Below are 21723 nucleotides of genomic sequence, written 5' to 3'. Positions count from 1 at the left end.
AGGTAATCCAAACGATCCATCTGATGATGTGACGGACGAATCTTCTGATCCGACTCCAGTGACCGAGCCAAGTGACCCTGACTGTACTACTTGCACGGAGACTGAGATTCCGCAGAATCCAATGATTCAGATAGTGAAATCTGACAATGCTGCAAGTGTAGATGAAGTAGGTGATGTCATCACTTATACCTTGACAATTACTAATACTGGTAATGTCACGCTTAGCTCAGTGATGGTGAATGATCCACTCACAGAATTAGCTGAAAATGTAGGTGCTTTGATTCCAGGTCAATCAACAGAGCTTAGTACAGAATATGTAATAACTCAGGATGATTTGGACAATGGGTCTGTATTGAATAAGGCCTTGACTACAGGTGACAGTCCAAATGGAGAAGATCCATCAGATGAGGATGAAGTAACTACAGAGGTAATTCAAAGTGCTTCGATTACAATTGAGAAAGTGGCAGATAAGGAGTTCGTTCAGGATGTTGATGAGGTAATTACATATACCTTGACAGTACAAAACACCGGAAATGTCACACTCACTAATGTGATAGTAGATGATCCGCTTACAGGCTTCAGCTCGACTATTGAGTCTTTAGCAACTGGTGCTTCACAAGTCTTTACCACTACTTACACAGTTACTTTGGAGGTTCTACAGGATGAGAATGAAGTGTACAACAAAGCAACTGTAGTAGCTAATTCTCCAGAAGATGGAACGGTTAAAGATGATGATGATGCATCGGTAGAGATATTCTATACTCCGCCATCTCCAGCAGCAGATCCGGCCATTTTAATCGATAAAGTTGCTGATAAGCAGTCAGTATCTACCGCAGGAGAGGTGATAACTTATACCTTGACTGTAAGCAATGACGGTGGATATGATTTGATAAATGTGGTAGTGAAAGATCCATTGACTGGCTTTGAGACTACAATAGCATCACTTCCAGAATTTGGAGTAGAGACATTCACTACTACCTATACGGTGACTGCTGAAGATATTGCGGCGAATGATCCAATTGTCAATGTAGCTACTGCAACCACGGATAATCCAGTTGATCCTGATAATCCATTGGAAGATAAGGATGAGTTTACTGTTGATGTGGATGCAGAGATCATCGCTAATGATGATGACTATGGAACACACTTCATCAGCTTCGGCGGCTTGTTAGGGAATATACTTGACAATGATTTACTGGGAGGTGTGAGACCAGATCCAGCAGATGTTGACTTTGAATTCACTGACCTAGACGGTATAGTTGGTCTTATGATCGACGAAAATGGTGAGTTGAGCTTGATCCCTGGAGTAAATGAGGCTAGAGAGTATACCCTGAAATATACTTTAAGAGAAGTAGCTTATCCAGATAATCAAGATGATGCAGTTGTATTCATTGCCTTAGTAAATGATGAGGTTAACTTGAATATTACTAAGACTAGCTTTGAAAAAGAAATCTTTGTTGGAGATGAATTTGAGTACGAAATTGTCCTTAGCAATATCGGTGGTACTCTAGCGACCAATGTGATTGTTTCTGATGACCTACCAAATAATGTAATTTATTTGAGTTCTGAAGTGACAGACAACAGTAGCAATGCTGATGTGACAGTTGCAGTGACTGGAAGCAGACTCACTTGGACTATTCCTAGTCTAGATGCTGATGCTACGGTGACATTCAGAGTGAAAGTTGAAGCACAAACTGCGGGAGCAATTACCAATATTGTCTTAGTAGATTCGGAAGAAGAGGACACAGATGAGTCAGATAATCAGGCGAATGATGTGAATACTATTAAGCCTTTCCATATACCAAATGTTATCACTCCGAATAATGATGGAGATAATGATAGTTTTGAGATTGAAGGAATTAGTATATTTGTCAGCACAGACATCACAATTTTCAATAGATTCGGAGATCATGTCCTTGAGCAGAAGAACTATAAGAATGACTGGGATGCTCCTGGGCAGACTGCTGGAACTTACTTCTATGTGTTGAAAGCAACAGATAAAAATGGTCAAGAGCATGAGTACAAAGGTTGGATACAAGTAATCAAAGACTAATTAATAGTCTTTAATACAGGAAGAAAATAGATAGCATATGAAAACTACTTTTAAAATCGTTGGAATGACCTTTCTGGTGGCCATATTGGCCACCGGAGGGACTTTTGGACAACAGCTACCGCAATACAGCCAGTATATCTTCAATGGGTTGCATATAAACCCAGGGTATGCAGGATATAAGCAGGAGACTTATATTCAATCTACTTATCGTAGTCAATGGGTCAATTTCCCCGGAGCACCAGAGACCTTTACCGTTACGGCAGACCTGTCTGCTAACGAGGGCACAATGGGATTTGGGATATCATTTCTAAGTGATAATATAGGGCCTACTAAGACTACGGGTGGTTTGTTGACTTATGCATATCGGATTAAAACGGGAGAGCATAGTCAATTAGGCTTGGGTGTCAGTGCTGGGTTCTCACAATATTCTATAGATGGAAGTATGCTGGATGCAAACGATTATCCAGATACAGAAATACCTGATGGAAGAATCAGTCTCACGACTCCAAATCTAAACTCTGGCTTGTTTTTTAATACCAGAAAGTTTTATGCTGGATTCAGTGTATATAACATGATTGGTAAGAAAGCATTAGAAAAAGAAGACATAGCACTAGCCTATCATGACTTCCACTACTATCTGACTGCCGGAGCAATTTTTGATTTTGGCAAATCAGTTAAATTCAAACCGAGCTTCTTGATAAAAGAAGTAAAAGGAGCTCCGACTAATTATGACATCAACGCGATGTTTTTATTCGGAGAGCGACTCTGGCTGGGAGGATCTTATCGTAGTAACATTAAGATCTGGAAAGACAATCTACCAGAAAACCTGAGCAATCGAAATGCATTGGCAGCAATTGTAGAGATCTTTGCCACCAAGAGACTACGACTAGGCTATGCCTATGACCATAACCTGAATGTTTTGAGTAGCTACCGTAACAACTCACATGAGCTTTCTGTAGGCTACTACATCATTCCGAGAACAGCAGTAATGAAAAACCAAAGATGGTTCTGATTATGAAAAAGATATTTACAATACTCAGTATTACCGTAGCAATGATCTTTGGATCAGTAGGAGTTTCAGAGGCGCAAAAAAGCAAGGTTCGCTATGCGGATAAGCAGATGGAGCTGATGAATTATAAAAATGCCATGGAGATCTATGAGCAAGCCTATGCCAAAAAGCCTAACTATGAAACAGCTAAAAAAATAGCTGGAGCTCAGGATATTCTTCGCGACTATGACATGTCTTATGATTGGTGGAAAACTACCGTTGGCTATGATGAAGCAGATAACTCTGATTATGTTCAGTACCTCAGATCAGCCCAGTTGACCGATAATTTTGATGAAGCAGTAAGTACACTTCAAGCAAAAGGTGTAACTGCAGATGATTTGGATGTAGCTAAACTATTGACAGTAAAAAGTAAGAAGAAGGTGAAGGTTGAAGGGGTAGAAAGCTTGAATTCTGCTGGCTCTGATTTCGATCTTGCTGTGGATGCAGCAGGAAATAAGTACTTTGTGTCAGATCGGGGCGGGATTTATCCAAGTGATATGCCAAGCCTGAGAATAGATTCGAGGAACAGATTTTTCAGTGAAGAGAAAAGTGATTTCACCGACCGAGAGTACTTTTCAGTTTATAAGCAAGATACCGCAGGCACTGTAACCGAGCTGATGTCAAATATACCTGGGACCTTTAACTTTTCAGACCCTAGTTATGACAAAAGCCAAGGAATACTATTCTATTCCGTTACTCGAGAGATTAAAAAGGTCAAGAAACACGATAATATAGTTGTTCAGCCAGAGATCTATTATAGCAAGTTGAATACTGATGGCACACTTGAAGGTTTTTATCCTGTACCATTCAATGATTCAATTGGATATGCTGTGATGAATCCATTTGTGGATGAAGAGGCAAAGAGACTGTATTTCACTTCAGATATGCCAAAACTAGCTGAAGATGGAAAAACAAAAATACCGCAGAAGGACACTGATCTTTATTATGTGACCTATGACGAGAACATGGCTTTTGGTACACCTGTCAATTTAGGGGATGAAATAAATACTACCGGTAATGAATCTCATGCTTTTAGAAAAGGGGATACATTTTACTTCAGTTCTACAGGACATCCTGGCGTAGGAGGTATGGATATATTCCAGGCAGATTATACTGCTTCTCAGTTTAGCAATGTGCAAAACATGGGGATTCCCATCAACTCGCTGGCGGATGACTTTGCTTATCGTGAGGTAGTAGACAAAGACGGTAAAGAAGAAGTATACCTTTCCTCCAATAGAAAAGGAGGACAAGGACTAGATGATATCTATACCATGCAGGAAGTTTATAAGCAATTCCTTGCTAGAGTAATAGACTGCGAAGGACTGGTGATCACAGATAGCTACATGGCTACACTGAGAGATAAGACTCAAAATGGCAATGTGCAGACGACCAGAGGTACTAGTGGTCAGCTGCATGCAGAATTAGAGCCAGATAGTGACTTTGGAATTGTGATTTCTAAGCCTGGTTACTTCAGTGTGACCGATGAGAGTATTACTACAAAAGGCTTTGAAGGAGACACAGTGAAAAGAGAATATACGCTGATCGCTATTCCATATCAATTGCCAGTATATGTGGACATTGTTTATTATGACTTGGACAAGTTCAAGATCAGAGACGATGCCAAACCGGCACTGGATAAGCTAGGAGAGATGATGACTAAGTATCCATTCCTAGATCTATTAGTAGCTTCATATACTGATTCTAGAGCTAGTGATGAGTATAACATTATCCTATCTAACAATAGAGCTAAGGCAGTGACTGAATACATGGCACAGCATAACATCTCTGGAGATAGAATTAGACTGGAATGGTTTGGAGAGCAGGATTTGGTGAATGACTGTGGTAACGGTATTCCATGTGCTGAAGCCGATCATCAATTGAACAGAAGATCAGAACTAGTATTGGAGGCCTTCCCTGACCCTACCAAGAATTATGAGATCCCTGAAAGCTTCAAAGATTTGAACTACTGTGATCCTGAGGCCCTATTTGAGGATATCCAGAAAGAACTTGCTGCGATCCCAACTATCTATTTTGACTTCGACAAGTCAATGCTGAGATCAGTGCATAAGAAAGAACTAGAGCGTACTGCGATTATGCTGAAACGTATGCCAAACCTAATGTTATACATCGAAGGACATACTGATCAACGTGGAACAGAGGAATACAATAAGCCATTGTCAGAGCGTAGAGCTGATGTGGTGAAGGCATATTTGACTAAGAGAGGCATTGAAGACAATAGAATGGAAGAAACCTGGTTTGGAGAATCTAAGCCAATCTATGATTGTAATGAAGTGACATGTACAGAAGCGATGCACCAGTTGAATCGCCGAACTGAACTTAGAGTAGGCAAATCATCTTTTACCTATTCAGGTAGAAAGAAGAAAGTAGATACGATGTAAAAATATTGATGTGAATAGTATAGTGCTAAAAGAGGCTGCCTTCGGGTAGCCTCTTTTTTTTCACAATTTTGCTATTTGGACTGGCAGTAACGCTGCCTGCCAAATCTAATATATAAACTTTTCATGGCCTCTATTCTTGAATAAATCTAACTTTGTTGATTAATTTATACGTGATATTTGTTATCTTGTTTTAGAAACTAATGAGAGTAGTTCTATGGCAATAGTTGAAAAATTCGATTTTACGCCTCTAGATTCTATAGATGATCCAGATGATTATAGGCCAAATTCCAAATTAGCTCTAGTTGTTGATCCTGGAGACAAGGATTCTGGCATAGTTCAAAATATGTCAGTATTTAGAGAACAGCTTGGAGTAGGAGACGAAATCCCACTACATCAGCATACCATTGACGAAGTCTTGATGGTAATAAACGGTAGGATCAAGGTTCGATTGGGGAGCATGTCTAAAGAAGTCTACAAAGACGCTGTAATTTTTATCCCTTCCAAAGTGCCTCATTCATTTAAAAATATAGGAAATGAGGTTGCTGAAATAGTTGCTACATTCCCATCATCCACGGTGGATATAAATTATCTGGAAAGAAACCCAGCCCCAGGAACCAAAGGTCAAGATCCTGGCCCACCTGTAGCAATTGATATACGAGAGTTTAACAAAGGTAATTTTGAAGAGGCAGTAAAAACTGTTGATGCAAACTCATATTTAAAATAGCTGGATCCTGATTCGGCAATACTATTAATATTCAATAGTTAGCGTGTTAAAAAAGCTGAGTAATTAACCTAATTGAAATAGGCTATTTTCGTATGTATGGTAACAATCGATGATGGGGCTTAAACGAGAAATTCTAGGCCATCGAATTTTTTTTCTGGCAATAGCCACCTTTTTTTTGCTATCTAACATGATAGGATTTGGGTTCTCCATCAATTCTCGGATTCATACAGAAGGGTCATTACATACACATATTTATATTCATGGGCTATGTGCTGGCTTATGGATACTATTGTATTTTATCCAAACAGTGTTGGTGTTTTCAAAGCGTTTGAAGTTACATAAGGAATTAGGACTGCTTGGAATTGTTATATTGATTTCTGTGCTTATCTCAGGTTTCTATGTTGCATTCATGGTGCCTGTGATTTACCAATCTGATCTTGGTCAGGCAGGGAGAGATTTCTCCACAATTTTACTGGGAGTTATTTTAAGTGTAATAGGACTTAACTATAGAAGGAAGCCATTTATACACAAGCGACTGATGATGGTTGCCACACTTATTTTTAGTTCTGCTGGAATTGCAAGAATGATGGATTTTATTGGGCTACTTAATCTTTTTGGACCAATAGGGGTTGTTATGGCTCTACTTATTCCAGTTATTGCGTTAATGGTTTATGACTATTTTTCCTATAAGAAAATATTCAAGGTAGACTTAATGAGTTTTTTATCGATATGCTTAATTTTTGTTTTGGCCACTCCTCCACTTTGGGAAAATCATTTCTTAGCCTCTATTCTAGAAACCATTGTAGGTTGGTTATCCTGAGTTTGTTCTAATTGGCCAGTATAGTACATTAATTCGTATATCCTCGCTGTCAGTTTGTTCTTACAGTAGCACTTAGCTCCTGCATTTCCTCCAAATTCCTTTTAAAGTTTGAAATTCCTGATAATGCCAACACTCAATCTACTTCCATTCAAAATTTGATTTCCGTTTAGATTCTGTGTGATGGGATGCTGGTATACTATATTCAAGGTATTCTGAGTGATATTAAAATCTAGGCCAATCTGTGCAAAGGTCACCTGGCCTCCAGTGAGATTTTGCTCCACATCATTCCATGTATCCTTTTGTGAAGCCTCATAATATACACCAGCATTTGGTGCGAGAATAACTTTTTCACCTGCCTGAAATTGATGGAAATAGATCGCATAAGCATTAAAGCTATTTCCAGCTTGATAGTTCTGAGCACCCTCTGTACTGAATTGATAGCTTCCTCCGGCATTTACTCCTTGATTGTTTAGAAACCATTGGTAATTCAATCTTGGGATAAAAGCGAAGGCATTTTTTCCTGGTTGAATAATTGGATCAAAGTAATCTTGGTTTTCATTTGCTGACTTGACCAAAGCTTGACCAGTAGGCAGGTTCACCGCAAATCCTGGACGAATTGTATGTCTTGACTTTTGATTATATATCATCCAAATGTAATCTCCTGCCAAAGTCAAATCTCCCCAGCCTTGGACGAATAGGGTAGTGTCACGGCTAGGTTTAGGTAGTTCAAGATACTCCGCATAGTATACTTTATTGAACTCATAAGGCAGTACTGCGGTAAAATTCCATTTGTTATTTATAGTGTAGTTCCCACGTACTTCGATGGTTTGATAGGTCTCATAATCTTCTTTGGATTTCTTTACATAGAGATCATTTCCCTCAGGTTCATGCATCACTATTGGATAGTTTCCAGGTAGTAACTTTGTGGAGAGTTGCTGCGGATAAGTAAGGATAGCTTGCGCCGCTGGAGACACAGTTGTATAGCTTTTATAATCATTGAATCCTCTATGTCTATAGAATACTCCTAGGTAACTTTTATTTTGGAGTAAGCTATACTCGAAGAAATTGCAGCTATCGCAAGCATAACTTTTTTGCATTCCTATGAATGAAAAGCAGACTAAGCTAAGCAATACTATTTTTTTGTAAATGGATTTCATCAGTTAGTTGATTGATGATGTTTTTGAATAAATACGGAATCAGTTAATGAAGCTAGAAATGCCAGAAGTGCAATTCGTTCAGATGGGTTTAATGTGATTCCCTCGCTAAGTTGAGGGCTAAGTGATTCATTGACTTGAATGCCATTTTGATAGTGATCGAGAACATCTTCCAAGGTCTCCAGTCTCCCATCATGCATATAGGGGGCGGTCAAGGCTATATTTCGAAGTGTAGGAGTTTTGTATGCCCCCATATCTTCTGGTTTTGAGGTGATTCTATACCTCCCTTGGTATAAACCTTCTAGTTCTGGAGGGTTAGGGTACTCTTTGTCTAAGCCATTATTGTGAAAATCCCGGTCTGTGAAAAGACCTTCTTGATGACATGTGGAGCAGTTTTTTTTATAAAGTTGATAGCCTTTTAACTCTAATTCAGTGAAAGAATCATCTTGCCTTTTCCATCGGTCATACTTAGAATCTTGAGAAATCAGCGTTCTCACATATTGGCTGATGGCTCGGCTCACCTGGGCACTTTCAATTCGTTCTGCCGAAAAGACATGTTCGAATTGCTGTTTGTATTCCTCATTGTTTTCAAGATTGGCAACTAATTCATTAAGATCGGCTGCCATCTCGTCAGGATGTGTAAGAGGGCCAAAGTTGAGTGATTCTAGATCGTGTGCCCCACCATCCCAAAACAGCCCATCTGCTTGCCAGGCTAAATTGAAAATACCTGGTGAAGTACGATGCAATTTATTTCCTGTGGTACCATGACTCCCTAGTCCAACTCCATCGGTGAAGGCTAAGCTAGGTGCATGGCAAGTAGCACAGGAGACCTTGCCATTTGCTGACAGGCTTGGGTCAAAAAATAATTTCTTGCCTAAAGCAACTCCCTCCTGTGAAATGATATTCCGCTCTGGTTGTGGGAATCCTGCAACCTGAAGTGTGGAAGACAATTCAGGAATAAAGTATTGGAGTTCATGTTCTAGGAATACAGGTTCCTCATATTGCGTACATGCAGAAGCCAGAGCAATCCCAGTTAAAAGAAGAAGTTTAAGACAAATTTTCATAGGAGAACCCAGGGGCATTGCCCCCGGGAATAGGATTATTTCACTGTAAAAAAACCATTAGAGTAATTCTCTGCCACCTGAGCAGCCACCTCTCCAAACATAATAGTAGTGCTTTCCAATTCGCTAATTTCAAGCGTATTAGGGTCAAGGAATAATTCGTCCAGATTCGAAGTAAGGTTGATAGATGTAGTCATACCAGCTTTTACACCTGAAAGAGGCTGCGAAAGAGTTTTGAAATTGTCATTGGTTCCGATATGCATTATTAGACCTTGTCTATCTCCTGAGCTTGCATTGGTGAATTCACCTTCCAATACCAAGAATTTGTAACCAGTGTTCCAGTTCCAAGCCATGTCAGAATTTGGATCCAAATCACCTGTTTGGTCAATTTTGCCATTAGCAACTTCATCCACGCCAATGGAAAAAGTAAGTTGATCATAATTGGAAGAAGGGATCATTCCTAGATTGATATTTTTGTTTCCATCTTCGCTGATCAAGTGATAGCTGTCCATTTCAGTATAAGTTTCTCCTGTTTTGGAGTTGGTCAATACCACGTTGGAAATGTAATACTTGAATTTTTTTGGAGTGAAATCTTCACCTGATGGAAGTGTAAATGACTTTCCATTCAGTTCTAGAGCTTGGCCATCTAGCACATGCTCTATCGTAATGTTCATAGCCATCGTAGCTGGAACCTCCTCATCTTTGCAAGAGGAGAAAATCAATAATGATGAGAATAGTGCTATATAAAGTATATTTTTCATGAGTTTTTATTTTTCGTATAGAATCTCGCTTGCTTAGAACATTGTCGATCTGTCTTGAGCAGGCTAGGCTCGATTTGACTGTTTTAGTTTTTCAATTGAAAGGATCTGAAAATTTTGGATTGGCAATAAATTGCTGATCTGTGAGTGTGTGGAGAAAGGCGATAATTGCTGCTTTCTCATCATCACTTAGATGCAGCTTTACGTTACCACTGCCATCTGGAAGTTCATTGCTAGCTTCCAAAATCAACACATCTAGCGTGCTGTTATTTTGAATGTGACCATTGTAATGATCGAGTACTTCTTCCAAAGTTTGAAATCTACCATCATGCATATAGGGAGCTGTCAAGGCAATATTCCGTAATCCTGGAGCTTTGAATTTGCCCCGATCAAAAGAATTTCCTGTGATTTCCATCAACCCTAACGATAAGTTTTCCTCTGAATCCAAGCCATTATTATGAAAGCCTGCTAATCCCTCAGAGTCACCCGCAGTAAGAAAGCCTATATGACAATCACTGCAATTACCTCCGCGAAGTTGAAGCGTAGGCTCAGGATGGGTGAAGAAAAGCTCCAATCCCAGTTGCTCTTCGGGACTAAGCTCAACCTCATTTCTGATCCAGGCATCAAACTTTGAATTGGCGGAAATCAAGGTGCGCTCAAACTGAGACAAAGCCTTACCGATGAGATTGGAACTAATCTCTGATGTGCCAAATGCATTTTTGAAGAGGCTCGGATACTTAGCATCTGCCTGTAAACGATTGACTGCCTCCTCAATCGGAAGATTCATTTCTCGCTCATCTTCGATAGGCTGTATAGCTTGATCTTCAAGTGAAATAGCACGGCCATTCCAGAAGAATTTGGTTTGCCAATGAAGATTGGAAAGCGACATGGAGTTCATATCTCCAATGGAGTCACTTACACCAAAGCTGAATTGATTGCCGTCAGAAAAGGCTTTTTGCTGTTGGTGGCAAGAGCCACAGGAAACCGTGCCATCAGCGGATAGCTTTTTCTCGTAGAAAAGCATTCTCCCAAGTTGCACTCCTTCTGCAGTCAGCGGGTTATCAGTAGGCATGGCAATAGTGGACGGAAAATAGTCCGGCGCGTCCAATGAAATCTGAGTAGGACCAGTTATGGGTTCTTCCTCAGTATTTCCACAGGAAATTAAGCCACACATACCAATCAACCCTAGCCAAGATGGGAATTGAAATCGCATGAATAGAAAGTTTTTATATGCTCATCCGCATTTTTCCCTTAGCTAGACAAAAGAATACTAGGATTCGAATGTCTAACATCAAAACCACTGCATTCTCCTGTCTACCGAACCAAATAGGCTTAGAGACTTCATCCGAAAGTTATCGGACACGGATAATCATACTTTATGAAAAGAAATCTGTTACTCGATCAAAAAAATCACGCCTTCGGCGGATGGTCGATTTCTGTAGAGATGGTTTGGCCAAACTCGTTTTTGTAAAAAGATTCATGAGCAATAAGCTCAGTGAAATTCGATGGATGTTGGTAGCTGAGAGTAGTGTTGGAGATATACACTCCAAAGTCCTGATTGAAGGTTAAAGCCGGTGTATTTTCCTGCCTTTCCTGCTCTTCCTTGAGCTTTGTTGCTAGATAACACTTGCCATCACAATTCATCATCGGCTTATCCGTATTGATACAGAAATTGTCTATGATGTATTTCTGGTTCATTGTGAAATTTACTTTGATCACCGAATACACCATGCTGTTCATTACCAGAACAGCGCAAAGCCATATGTAAAGTGTGATTTTAAGCATTTGCTGCAAAGGTAAATTAGAATCTGTTTTTATACCATCATTTATAGTTTTTATTGATGAAATGGTAGTAATTGATAATTTCAACTGACTAACAACAGCTTTTGTAACTTGATATATTGGGCTTATATTTCTTTCTTCTTATCCCTAAATCTTTCAATATGATCAAGTACGGTATTTTTTTCCTGGCATTTGCACTTGGAATTTCCTCGAATTCTCAAGCTCAATTCAATCCAACTGGAACAGAATATGCCTTGGTTTGGCAGGAAGAATTTGATCAAGCTGGTCAGGTAAATTCCTCCTTATGGTCATTTGAAAAAGGGTTCAAGCGAAATAATGAGTTGCAATGGTATCAAGAACCTAATGCTTTGGTAAAGGATGGAAAACTGATAATAACTGGCAAAAGAGAAAAGGTGGAAAACCCAAAATTTGATGCTGAAAGTAAGGATTGGAGAATAAATAGAGAGTTTGCTGAATACACCTCATCCAGTATCAATACCCGTGGGAAGTATGAATTCCAATACGGGATTATGGAAGTTCGAGCGAAAATAGATACTGCGTTGGGCATGTGGCCAGCGATCTGGACTCTTGGCATTTCCAAGCCTTGGCCATCTAATGGAGAGATCGATGTGATGGAGTATTATCGGGTGAAAGGCGAAGCAACGATCTTGGCAAATGCAGCTTGGGCTGATGAAGGTCAGTACAATGCCAAGTGGGATGAGGCTAAAATCCCATTTTCTAAGTTTCTGGAGCAAGACCCTGATTGGCCGAGTAAATTCCATCTCTGGAGAATGGAATGGACTAAAGAGTCTATAAAAATCTTTCTGGACGATGAGTTGCTCAATGAGGTTGACCTAGCCAGAACAGTCAACCCTGATGGCACGAATCCTTTTCATGAGCCACATTATATATTGCTCAATCTTGCTATTGGAGGAAACGGAGGTGATCCTAGGTCCACTTCATTTCCCAAAGAATATGTGGTTGATTATGTAAGAGTTTATCAGAAGTAAAATTCTTGTATTTCGAGTTATGCTGCTTCTCCAGATGCAGCATTTTTATGTGGATAAGTGCAGCTTCTGGAGAAGCAGCACAACGAATAACCTGTTAGTTCGAGTATCTCGATAGCTCGAGGTCGAGAATACATAATAACGTTCTTCTGGAAAAGCAGTACAGCAGAAAGAATCGAAACTGCGCCCTCTGCGAATCCTCCCTTGACTCAGCGGTTAATACCCTCAATCAAAAGTCTTAGAACTATCTGATACCATCTCATTGATTTCTGCCAATTCCTTCTCTGTCAAGTCTCTCCACTTGCCCACTGGGATATCCAAATGCACATTCATAATTCGGATGCGCTTCAATTGTACTACTTTAAAACCAAAGTGCTCACACATTCTACGGATTTGTCTATTGAGACCCTGGGCGAGGATTATGCGAAATTTAAATTTACTGATTCGTTCTACTTTGCAGGGATCAGTAACTGTGTCTAAGATAGGAACGCCAGCTCCCATTAGCCGTAAAAACTCATCGTTTACAGGTCTATCGACCGTGACTATGTATTCCTTTTCATGGTTGTTTTTGGAGCGAAGGATCTTGTTTACGATATCACCTTCACTGGTCAGCAAAATCAAACCCTCACTGTCCTTATCAAGCCTTCCTATCGGAAAAATACGCTTTGGGTGAGCAATATAATCTATGATATTATCCTTTTCGCCTTTGGTATCCGTAGTACTCACGATGCCCACTGGCTTATTAAAAGCAATATAAGTGTGGGCTTGTATTGGTTTGCCTACAGGTTCCCCATCTACGGCAACGATATCAGTGGAGCCAACTTTGGTTCCTAGCTCGGGTACCTTACCATTGATAGTGATTCTACCCTCTTCCAAGAGTTTGTCCGCTGCTCGTCTAGAGCAAAAACCAACTTCAGAGAGATATTTATTGATTCGTATTTGTTGATTTGCTTCCACTGGATATTGAAAATGGATTAAGGCTGCAAGTTAAGAAATAGATGTTTACCGCGGTGAACGCAGTGGATTACGCAGAGTGCGCAGCTAAATTACTTCAAGTAGTATTAATTCAATTGATAAGCTCTGAAAGAGCGAAATGCCAACGGTATAAGTACCAATTAAACTGAAGTGGCTGTATTATAATTTATAGATGTCAATTTTAGAGACGGCGAAATGCTCTTAACTAAAACTTAAGAGCCTTCGATTTCGAGACTCTCGTCGAACAAGTGCTACCAATAACAGATTGATTTGAGGACATCAAAAGCTGGTCAGTTCGAGCGAAGTCGAGAACCTTTCGAATTCGAGACTCTCGTCTCTCAAGTGCTCAAGGTGACCATGGTTATGGTTCCAAACCAAATTACTGGCATTTCATTTTTGTATGTTCAGAGAATATTTAATACTCAGGCTGACAGCGTCATCTCTCTTTAGTAAATTCTAAATTTTTCTTACTCAGTCTGACAGTAAATCATAATTATGGAACAGCACTTTTTACCTGTGTCCTCTGAGAAACCTTTGTGCACTTTGTGGTAAAAAACAAAAAAAAAGCGCAAATCCTGAGACCTGCGCTTCTATATTTTATCAAAATATCCTTTTATTCGCCCTTGGGTAAAGTAGTCGGTTTTGGAGTTTCGGCTACCAATATCTCTGGATCACCAGGAAGTCTAATTGCCGCCAGTCTTTCCATGTACTCTACCTTAGTGGATTCAAAGGCCATTTTATTCTGTGAAGAAATCGGCTCGGAAGGAGGGATCTTTTCTCTCAACCAATCTTCCTGCTTGCCATTTTTCCAGAACCTAAAGCAAAGGTGCGGACCAGTAGCCAATCCTGTACTTCCTACATAGCCGATTACCTGACCTTGCTTGATTCGCGTTCCAGGTTTGATGCCTTTGGCGATCTTAGACATGTGCAGGTATTGGGTGGTGTAGGTGCCGTTATGTTTGATTTTTACATAATTGCCATTGGCCGAAGTGTAACGAGCATCTGTCACGGTACCTTCGCCCACAGAACGGATTTCCGTACCTCTTGGCGCTGCGTAATCTGTACCTAAGTGTGCTTTGTAGCGTTTCTGAACAGGGTGGAATCTTTTCAAACTATATCTAGAGCTAATTCTAGAATACTTCAAAGGATCTCTCAAGAAAGCTTTCTTAAAGCTATCACCATTTTGATCGAAGAAGTTTACTTCTCCATTTTGCTCAAAGGGAATCGCATAATAAGCTTCGCCTTTATGCTCAAAAAATGCGGTTTTGATATCCGAAACGCCAACGACGATTCCATCAATTACTTTTTCCTGATAAGACACTTTAAACTTATCGCCTTTTTGCAAAGCTCCAAAATCAATAGACCAACCATATAAATCAGCAAACTGATCAATGATGTCGTAAGTCACACCTAGGCCAGTCATGTCAGCCGAAAGATTGGAATTGATAATTCCTCCAGCTTCTTTGGTTCTGAATTCCGCCGGCTTCTCCGCTTTATAAATATCGATAGAGTCTAGATTGAAGACTACATATTCCGCGGGATTTGGCTCATAAATAAAAAATGCTGCCTGAGATGAATCAGCAGGACTTAGCACCGTGAATTTCTTATCTACAGCAATGCCTCTTACATCGAAAATCTCCTTTGACTTTTTGGCGATTTGATCGATGATCTGGTAGGGTACGTTGAAAGGCGCGAGTATGGACCCGAGCGTCTGGTTTTTACTGACAGTTCCTTCTACAATATTCAGCCCGGTGACGTTGATTCCATATAAAAAAACTTGATTCGCAAGGGAATCAATCAATGGCGGTGTTACGATCTCTGCTTCCTCTTCGGCTTGAAAAGGCAGGTTGATAAATTGGAGTGAAGATGCTGCACCAATGGTGATAATGAGGGCAGCAATTCCTATCCAAATCTTTTTCATTAATCTATACTATTAAGGGAAGGTGAAATTTTGGTTAAAACAAGCGAAAAACGGCTTCTATTCCAAGTTTTGGGACATAAACCTTTAGCTAGCAAATCCTCAACTGTAGTAATAACGAAGAATATGCTCACATTATTTTATAGGTATGTCTGTTGCCCAACAGGCTCTGAAGGAACTTTACCATTCATCAGCCTGTTCGAAGTGCAGGGCAAATGAAGCAAAATCTTGTTTTAAAGCCCTGAAAGGGCGAAACTTTATGGCTAGATCCCTTCATCGTTTTGTTTTTCGTGTATTTTCACTACCCCCGTACCGATAGCTAGCTACACCGAGGATTCCGCCAGGGCGGACTGGTATGAATTGTTTCTTTAGTCAAACTTTTTTTAACTAGCAGAGATAAGAGGAATTATAGTATTGCGCCATTACAACAGCTCATATGAGTTTTTTTGGAAAGTATGAAATTAGAGAGGCTTCGCTTCTTGGATATTTTGCCTTTTATTGAAGATAAGAGAGATTTTCTGTGAGAATCTCAAAGAATTTACCGAAAAGATTGCTAATCAGCCAATGATTCCTGTGTTCTCACGGTCATTTCTTTATCTTTGACCTCCCAAAAAAATGATAAAAACATGCTGAGAACGCATACTTGTGGCGAACTTCGCCTGGAGCACGTAAATCAAGAAGTAACTCTTGCCGGCTGGGTACAGCGAGTAAGAAATAAAGGAGGTTTGATCTGGGTCGATCTTCGCGATCGTTATGGCTTGACTCAATTGATTTTTGAAGAGGACTCCAGCGAAAAAGCATTATTGGAAAAAGCGGCCGAGTTAGGTCGTGAATTTGTTGTACAGGCTACTGGAAAAGTAATCGAGCGAACTTCCAAAAACGATTACATTCCAACAGGTTCTATAGAAATCAAAGTGACAGCACTTGAGGTGTTGAACGCGGCCAAGGTTCCCCCATTTAAAATTGAAGATGAGACAGACGGCGGCGAAGAGCTCCGTATGAAATATCGATACCTTGATCTTCGGAGAAATGTAATTCGTGAGAAACTGCAATTGCGTCACAAGATGATGCAGGAGACACGTAAATACATGGATGAGCAAGACTTCATCGAGGTAGAAACTCCTGTTTTAATCAAATCCACTCCGGAAGGAGCACGTGATTTTGTAGTTCCTAGCCGTACCAATCCAGGTGAATTCTATGCCTTGCCGCAATCTCCACAGACTTTCAAGCAGTTGCTGATGGTTTCTGGTTTTGACAGATATTTCCAGATTGTAAAGTGTTTCCGTGACGAAGATTTGAGAGCAGATCGTCAGCCAGAGTTCACTCAGATTGACTGTGAGATGGCTTTTGTCGATCAGGAAGATATCCTCAATACTTTTGAAGGCCTGACTAAGCATTTGTTTAGTAAGGTGAAAGGAGTTGAATTGGAAGAAGTGAAGCGCATGACATATGCCGATGCCATGAAATATTATGGTAACGATAAGCCAGATCTTCGTTTTGATATGAAATTTGTTGAGCTGAATGACTTAGCCAAAGGCAAAGGATTCGGCATTTTTGACCAAGCGGAGTTGGTAGTAGGTATCTGTGCCAAAGGCGCTGCGGAATATACCCGTAAGCAAATAGATGCACTGACTGAATGGGTGAAACGCCCTCAGATCGGAGCAAAAGGCATGATCTACGCCAAGTACAATGCTGACGGCACGATCAAATCCTCTGTGGATAAGTTTTATTCTGCAGATGATCTTCAGGATTGGGCAGATGCATTTGGAGCAGCACAGGGAGACTTGATGTTAGTGCTAAGTGGAGATGCTGATAAAGTACGCAAGCAGCTTTCGGAGCTTCGACTGAAAATGGGTGAGGAGCTTGGACTTCGTGACCGTACAGTTTTCAAGCCACTTTGGGTGATGGACTTTCCATTGTTAGAATGGGATGAGGAAACTGAAAGATTCCATGCCATGCACCATCCATTTACTTCTCCGAAGAAAGAGGATATTCCATTACTGGATTCTGATCCAGGAGCTGTAAGAGCAAATGCTTATGATTTGGTGATCAACGGCGTGGAAATCGGAGGCGGATCTATCCGTATTCACGATAGAGCTACCCAGCAATTGATGTTCAAACATCTAGGATTTACAGAGGAAGAAGCACAAAAGCAGTTTGGGTTCCTCATGGAGGCCTTTGAATATGGAGCGCCACCACACGGAGGAATTGCCTTTGGTTTTGATAGATTGTGTGCAATTTTCGGAGGATCAGATTCCATACGTGATTACATCGCCTTCCCTAAAAACAACTCTGGTCGCGACGTAATGATCGATTCACCAAGTAGTATTGCAGATGAGCAGTTGAAAGAATTGTCCATTCAATTGGCTGTAGTGGCTAAATCATAATATAAACTTTTCGGTCTGTGGGGACACAGACCGAGGCGCGAAAGGGTAAGGGCGAATGATTATTCGCCCCCTATAAGAGGCTGTTTCAGAGATGAGACAGCCTATTTTGTTGGATACAAACCATCAATAGCCATGGGTGCAACCCCTGGAAAACGAACCCCGCCCATGACCCCGAATACGGTCGAACTTTATTTTCTCATCTTTGCCTTCTCCTCGTTTTGGCGAACCGTTATCTTCTCGATTGATATCACTTCGGCCAAAACCCGGAATCTTGAATCTTATTTTTACCCCGAGCTTCAGCTCGGGGCTACAAAAACACCGCACAAACGGTGCTTAAAATCCAATGAATGTGTTCAGTACTCTCGGTAATGTGTTTGAGACATAAATTATACCCTCCACTAAACGTAGTTTGTATCTACACATTTATAATATCAAGTATTTGCAATCCTGATTGCAAAAGTTCAACTTTTTCAGGGTTGTTGTCTCCAAACACTGTTTCAATTTTCCACAACTAAAAGCATGACTCCGAATGGGGTCGAACCATTAATAGCCATGTGTGCAACCCATGGAAAACGAACCCCGCGACCCCGCGACCCCCGAATGCGGTCGAACTTTATTTTCACATCTTTGCCTTCCCCTCGTTTTGGCGAACCGTTATCTTCTCGATTGATATCACTTCGGCCAAAACCCGGAATCTTGAATCTTATTTTTACCCCGAGCTGAAGCTCGGGGCTACAAAAATTCCGCACCTACGGTGCTTAAAATCCAATGAATGTGTTCAGTACTCTCGGTAATGTGTTTGAGAAATAAATTATACCCTTTACAAAACGTAGATTGTATCTATACATTTATATTATCAAGGATTTGAAATCCTGATTGCAAAAGTTCAACTTTTTCAGGGTTTCAGTCTCGAAACACTGTTTCAACTTTCCCCGGGTTGCACCCGCGGCTACTCCACGGCGCACAGTTATTGGGAGGTTCGACCACTCCGTGGTCATACATACATGGATTTTCTGATAATAAGTTTTAGACTACTGATCCTGCAAGGATCAAACTTCTGAATAGCCCCCAGTGGAACTGGGGGTAAAATGTAACACATGTCCCCCACGACCCCGAAGGGGTCGAACTCTTGTTCATCGAACACAATCACTGACAATTCCGATCGTGCCTATGGCACTCTGACTAACATCATCCTTCCATCACCCAGCATTTCGCTGTGCTCATACTGGGCAAATACTGAGCGCCCCCTTGGCTCTTGGTACCCTGACCTAAGGTGAATACTTTTTTGCGTTTTCATTAACCCCCACTAAACGTAGATTGTATCTACGCATTTATATATTTTTTGGGATTTTAAAATTTAAGAACAAATATGTTCGACCCATTCAGGGTCGCTCATTTCCCATCATAACATCGGTATCCACGGGTGCAACCCATTGTAAATGAATTCGCAATATGTTCCCACCTCCCCGCAGGGGTCGAACTTTTTCTACATAACCTTTTGCCAAAATCAACCAAATCTCTAAATTCCTAGTATCCTTTTTTCACTAAACCCTGATTTTTATGAGCACTTACACACAACTGGTTTATCACATTGTTTTTTCAACAAAAAATAGAGAGCCTACTATGATCAAAGATCAAAAAAAGCGTCTCTTTGGTTTTATTCACCAGTTACTTACTAACAAAAAATGCCACCTCTATCGGATCAATGGTGTCGAAGATCACCTTCATATCTTAACCCATATTCACCCAACTATTGCGATTGCTACCTTGATTAAGGATATCAAATTGGCCTGTGATGATTTCATTGATAGAGAGGCGATTTTCCCGAAATTCAAAGGTTGGCAGGATGGCTATGGTGCCTTTTCTGAATCCATCAAAGCCAAAGACGGTTTGATCGAATACATTAAAAATCAGGAGACACATCATAGGAAAGTTACTTTCTTAGATGAATACAAAGCCTTGCTAGAAGAACATGAGATCGAATTTGATCCTAAGTATTTGTTATGAGTTCGACCCTTTCAGGGTCGTCCCATTTTCTATTTTAACATCCGTGACCACGGGTTGCACCCGTGGCTATTGAAAGGTTCGACCACTCCGTGGTCATACATACATGGATTTTCTGATAATAAGTTTTAGACTACTGATCCTGAAAGGATCAAACATTTGAATAGCCCCCAGTGGAACTGGGGGTAAAATGTAACACATGTCCCCCACGACCCCGAAGGGGTCGAACTCTTTTTCATCGAACACAATCACTGACAATTCCGATCGTGCCTATGGCACTCTGACTAACATCATCCTTCCATCACCCAGCATTTCGCTGTGCTCCTACTGGGCAAATACATAGCGTGCCCTTGGCACTGCCGGTGACTGCAACTTGAATTGAACATTGTAACTGATCACTTTTTTACTATTTATACCTTTGGCAGTCTGCGCCATGTCATCCTGCCATCGCTCCTCACAGGGTGTTTCCTTAGGGTACAACTTGCTTTATATGTATTGCGACAGTATTTTAATTAATATCTTGTATTAGTTTCGTGTAAAGTTTTACTAAACCATTCTTTATAGATGAAAACAATCATCAGCTGCCAACTGCTTTTTTTGACTATGATCCTTTCACTCGGTTTGACCAGTGGAAACAAAGCAAATGCCCAGGGTGCTCAAAAAATCTTCAACCCGCTTTATGAAGACTATTACGATAGCCTAAAGAATATGGACTATCCCTACCTATTTCCAATCTTGGGAGCAGGCGCTGCCAAAAGAGGATATGATCTGCCTTATGCCTGGGGAGCTAGTATTATCTATTTCACACAGACTCAAGAGATTTTAATAAATGAAACGTTGGTAGGTTTTGGTGGCTCTGAGCTCGTTGATGTAAGTCGATTCATTAATTTTGGCCCAACCATTGCCAATACAAATGCAGTTTCGTTCCGTCCTGACCTTTGGGTCTTACCATTTTTGAACGTGTACGGTATTTTGGGAGGAGGCAACACACAGACAAACGTCACGCTGCTTTCTCCTATTGGTTTTGAAACTTCTCAAAAATTTTCTGTGAGTAGCTTTGGTTTTGGAGCTACACTAACTGGAGCAGTAGGGCCAATATGGATCGCTTGGGATAATAATTACAATTTTGCAGATGTATCAGTAGTAGTGGAACCTGTACCAGCTTTCAACAGTGGTTTAAGAATAGGTCATACAATTCCTTCAATAAATAATCCTCAGCGTAATTTATCTGTATGGGCGGGCGTTTTTTATCAGAATATCCAAAGTGATACAAGAGGCAATATATCTATCTCGGATTTAGTCCCTAATATCGGAGATGGGGCAATTATTCAAGATTTGGATGAGTGGGCTGATGGATTGCCTCCTGCACAACGCGTCGTAGTAAAACAAATAATCCGCAAGATTGAAGATGCTGCTGCTGGTGTAGACATAGGAGATGCACAGATTGAATACAAATTGGATAAAGAAGTAGCGGCTCCTTTAAATCTAATACTGGGTGCGCAATATCAATTTGATAAAAACTGGATGCTACGATCTGAACTCGGTGTATTTGGAAAAAGAAGCCAGTTCCTATTGAATCTCAATTATAGATTTGCAGGGATATTCAAGAAAAAATCCTAAGACAAGTTTAATT

The 21723-nt window shown here is 40.5% G+C and carries 16 protein-coding genes; 9 read left to right on the top strand and 7 right to left on the bottom strand.

The annotated features are described in order from the left end of the window. The 5 genes from LV85_RS18000 to LV85_RS17980 all read left to right on the top strand — a co-directional run. Positions 1-2053 (top strand): DUF7507 domain-containing protein (locus tag LV85_RS18000; RefSeq protein ID WP_158531203.1); only part of this gene is annotated, 2053 nt, incomplete at its 5' end. A 37-nt stretch (positions 2054-2090) separates the two neighbouring features. Next, on the top strand, positions 2091-3065 hold the full coding sequence (locus tag LV85_RS17995; RefSeq protein ID WP_111322032.1) for a PorP/SprF family type IX secretion system membrane protein: 975 nt from the start codon (positions 2091-2093) through the stop codon (positions 3063-3065). 2 nt (positions 3066-3067) lie between these two features. Continuing rightward, on the top strand, positions 3068-5500 hold the full coding sequence (locus LV85_RS17990; RefSeq protein ID WP_245942366.1) for an OmpA family protein: 2433 nt from the start codon (positions 3068-3070) through the stop codon (positions 5498-5500). A gap of 214 nt (positions 5501-5714) precedes the next feature. Further along, on the top strand, positions 5715-6224 hold the full coding sequence (locus tag LV85_RS17985; protein WP_111322028.1) for a cupin domain-containing protein: 510 nt from the start codon (positions 5715-5717) through the stop codon (positions 6222-6224). A gap of 109 nt (positions 6225-6333) precedes the next feature. Then, entirely contained in the window at positions 6334-7044 is a 711-nt protein-coding gene (locus LV85_RS17980) for a hypothetical protein (protein ID WP_111322026.1), read from the top strand. 101 nt (positions 7045-7145) lie between these two features. Here LV85_RS17980 and LV85_RS17975 read toward each other — a convergent pair whose 3' ends face one another. The 5 genes from LV85_RS17975 to LV85_RS17955 form a co-directional block, all read right to left on the bottom strand. After that, on the bottom strand, positions 7146-8201 hold the full coding sequence (locus tag LV85_RS17975) for a transporter family protein (RefSeq protein ID WP_170125632.1): 1056 nt from the start codon (positions 8199-8201) through the stop codon (positions 7146-7148). Beyond that, on the bottom strand, positions 8201-9262 hold the full coding sequence (locus tag LV85_RS17970) for a cytochrome-c peroxidase (protein ID WP_111322042.1): 1062 nt from the start codon (positions 9260-9262) through the stop codon (positions 8201-8203). The genes LV85_RS17975 and LV85_RS17970 overlap by 1 nt, the downstream gene beginning before the upstream one ends. Before the next feature lie 35 nt (positions 9263-9297). Continuing rightward, positions 9298-10020, bottom strand: coding sequence for an MbnP family protein (locus tag LV85_RS17965; protein WP_111322024.1), 723 nt, complete (start codon positions 10018-10020; stop codon positions 9298-9300). A 91-nt stretch (positions 10021-10111) separates the two neighbouring features. Beyond that, complete coding sequence (locus tag LV85_RS17960; protein WP_111322022.1) at positions 10112-11230, bottom strand: cytochrome-c peroxidase; 1119 nt, start codon at positions 11228-11230, stop codon at positions 10112-10114. A 197-nt stretch (positions 11231-11427) separates the two neighbouring features. Further along, positions 11428-11802: a hypothetical protein gene (locus LV85_RS17955; RefSeq protein WP_146260502.1), complete on the bottom strand. Its 375-nt coding sequence runs from the start codon at positions 11800-11802 to the stop codon at positions 11428-11430. Between the two features lie 158 nt (positions 11803-11960). Between LV85_RS17955 and LV85_RS17950 the strand changes: the two genes are divergently transcribed. Beyond that, complete coding sequence (locus LV85_RS17950; RefSeq protein WP_111322018.1) at positions 11961-12809, top strand: glycoside hydrolase family 16 protein; 849 nt, start codon at positions 11961-11963, stop codon at positions 12807-12809. Between the two features lie 222 nt (positions 12810-13031). Here the strand turns inward: LV85_RS17950 and rluF are convergent, their stop codons facing one another. Both rluF and LV85_RS17940 read right to left on the bottom strand, forming a co-directional pair. Continuing rightward, positions 13032-13763 carry a 23S rRNA pseudouridine(2604) synthase RluF gene (gene rluF, locus LV85_RS17945; RefSeq protein WP_111322016.1) on the bottom strand — a complete coding sequence of 244 codons (732 nt, stop codon included), beginning with the start codon at positions 13761-13763 and terminating at the stop codon, positions 13032-13034. Between the two features lie 631 nt (positions 13764-14394). After that, positions 14395-15702: a M23 family metallopeptidase gene (locus LV85_RS17940; RefSeq protein WP_111322014.1), complete on the bottom strand. Its 1308-nt coding sequence runs from the start codon at positions 15700-15702 to the stop codon at positions 14395-14397. A 623-nt stretch (positions 15703-16325) separates the two neighbouring features. Between LV85_RS17940 and aspS the strand changes: the two genes are divergently transcribed. From aspS to LV85_RS17920, 3 genes are all read left to right on the top strand, one after another. Next, on the top strand, positions 16326-18086 hold the full coding sequence (aspS, locus tag LV85_RS17935; RefSeq protein ID WP_111322013.1) for an aspartate--tRNA ligase: 1761 nt from the start codon (positions 16326-16328) through the stop codon (positions 18084-18086). A gap of 1560 nt (positions 18087-19646) precedes the next feature. Next, complete coding sequence (gene tnpA, locus LV85_RS17925) at positions 19647-20093, top strand: IS200/IS605 family transposase (RefSeq protein ID WP_111322009.1); 447 nt, start codon at positions 19647-19649, stop codon at positions 20091-20093. A gap of 561 nt (positions 20094-20654) precedes the next feature. Beyond that, positions 20655-21710, top strand: a complete 1056-nt coding sequence (locus LV85_RS17920; RefSeq protein WP_245942365.1) for a hypothetical protein — start codon at positions 20655-20657, stop codon at positions 21708-21710. The last annotated feature ends 13 nt before the right edge of the window (positions 21711-21723 follow it).

This window comes from Algoriphagus chordae (assembly GCF_003254055.1).
Taxonomy (GTDB): Bacteria; Bacteroidota; Bacteroidia; order Cytophagales; family Cyclobacteriaceae; genus Algoriphagus; species Algoriphagus chordae.
Note: the sequence above shows the minus strand (reverse complement) of the source record. Positions and strands in the feature narration are given on the sequence as shown.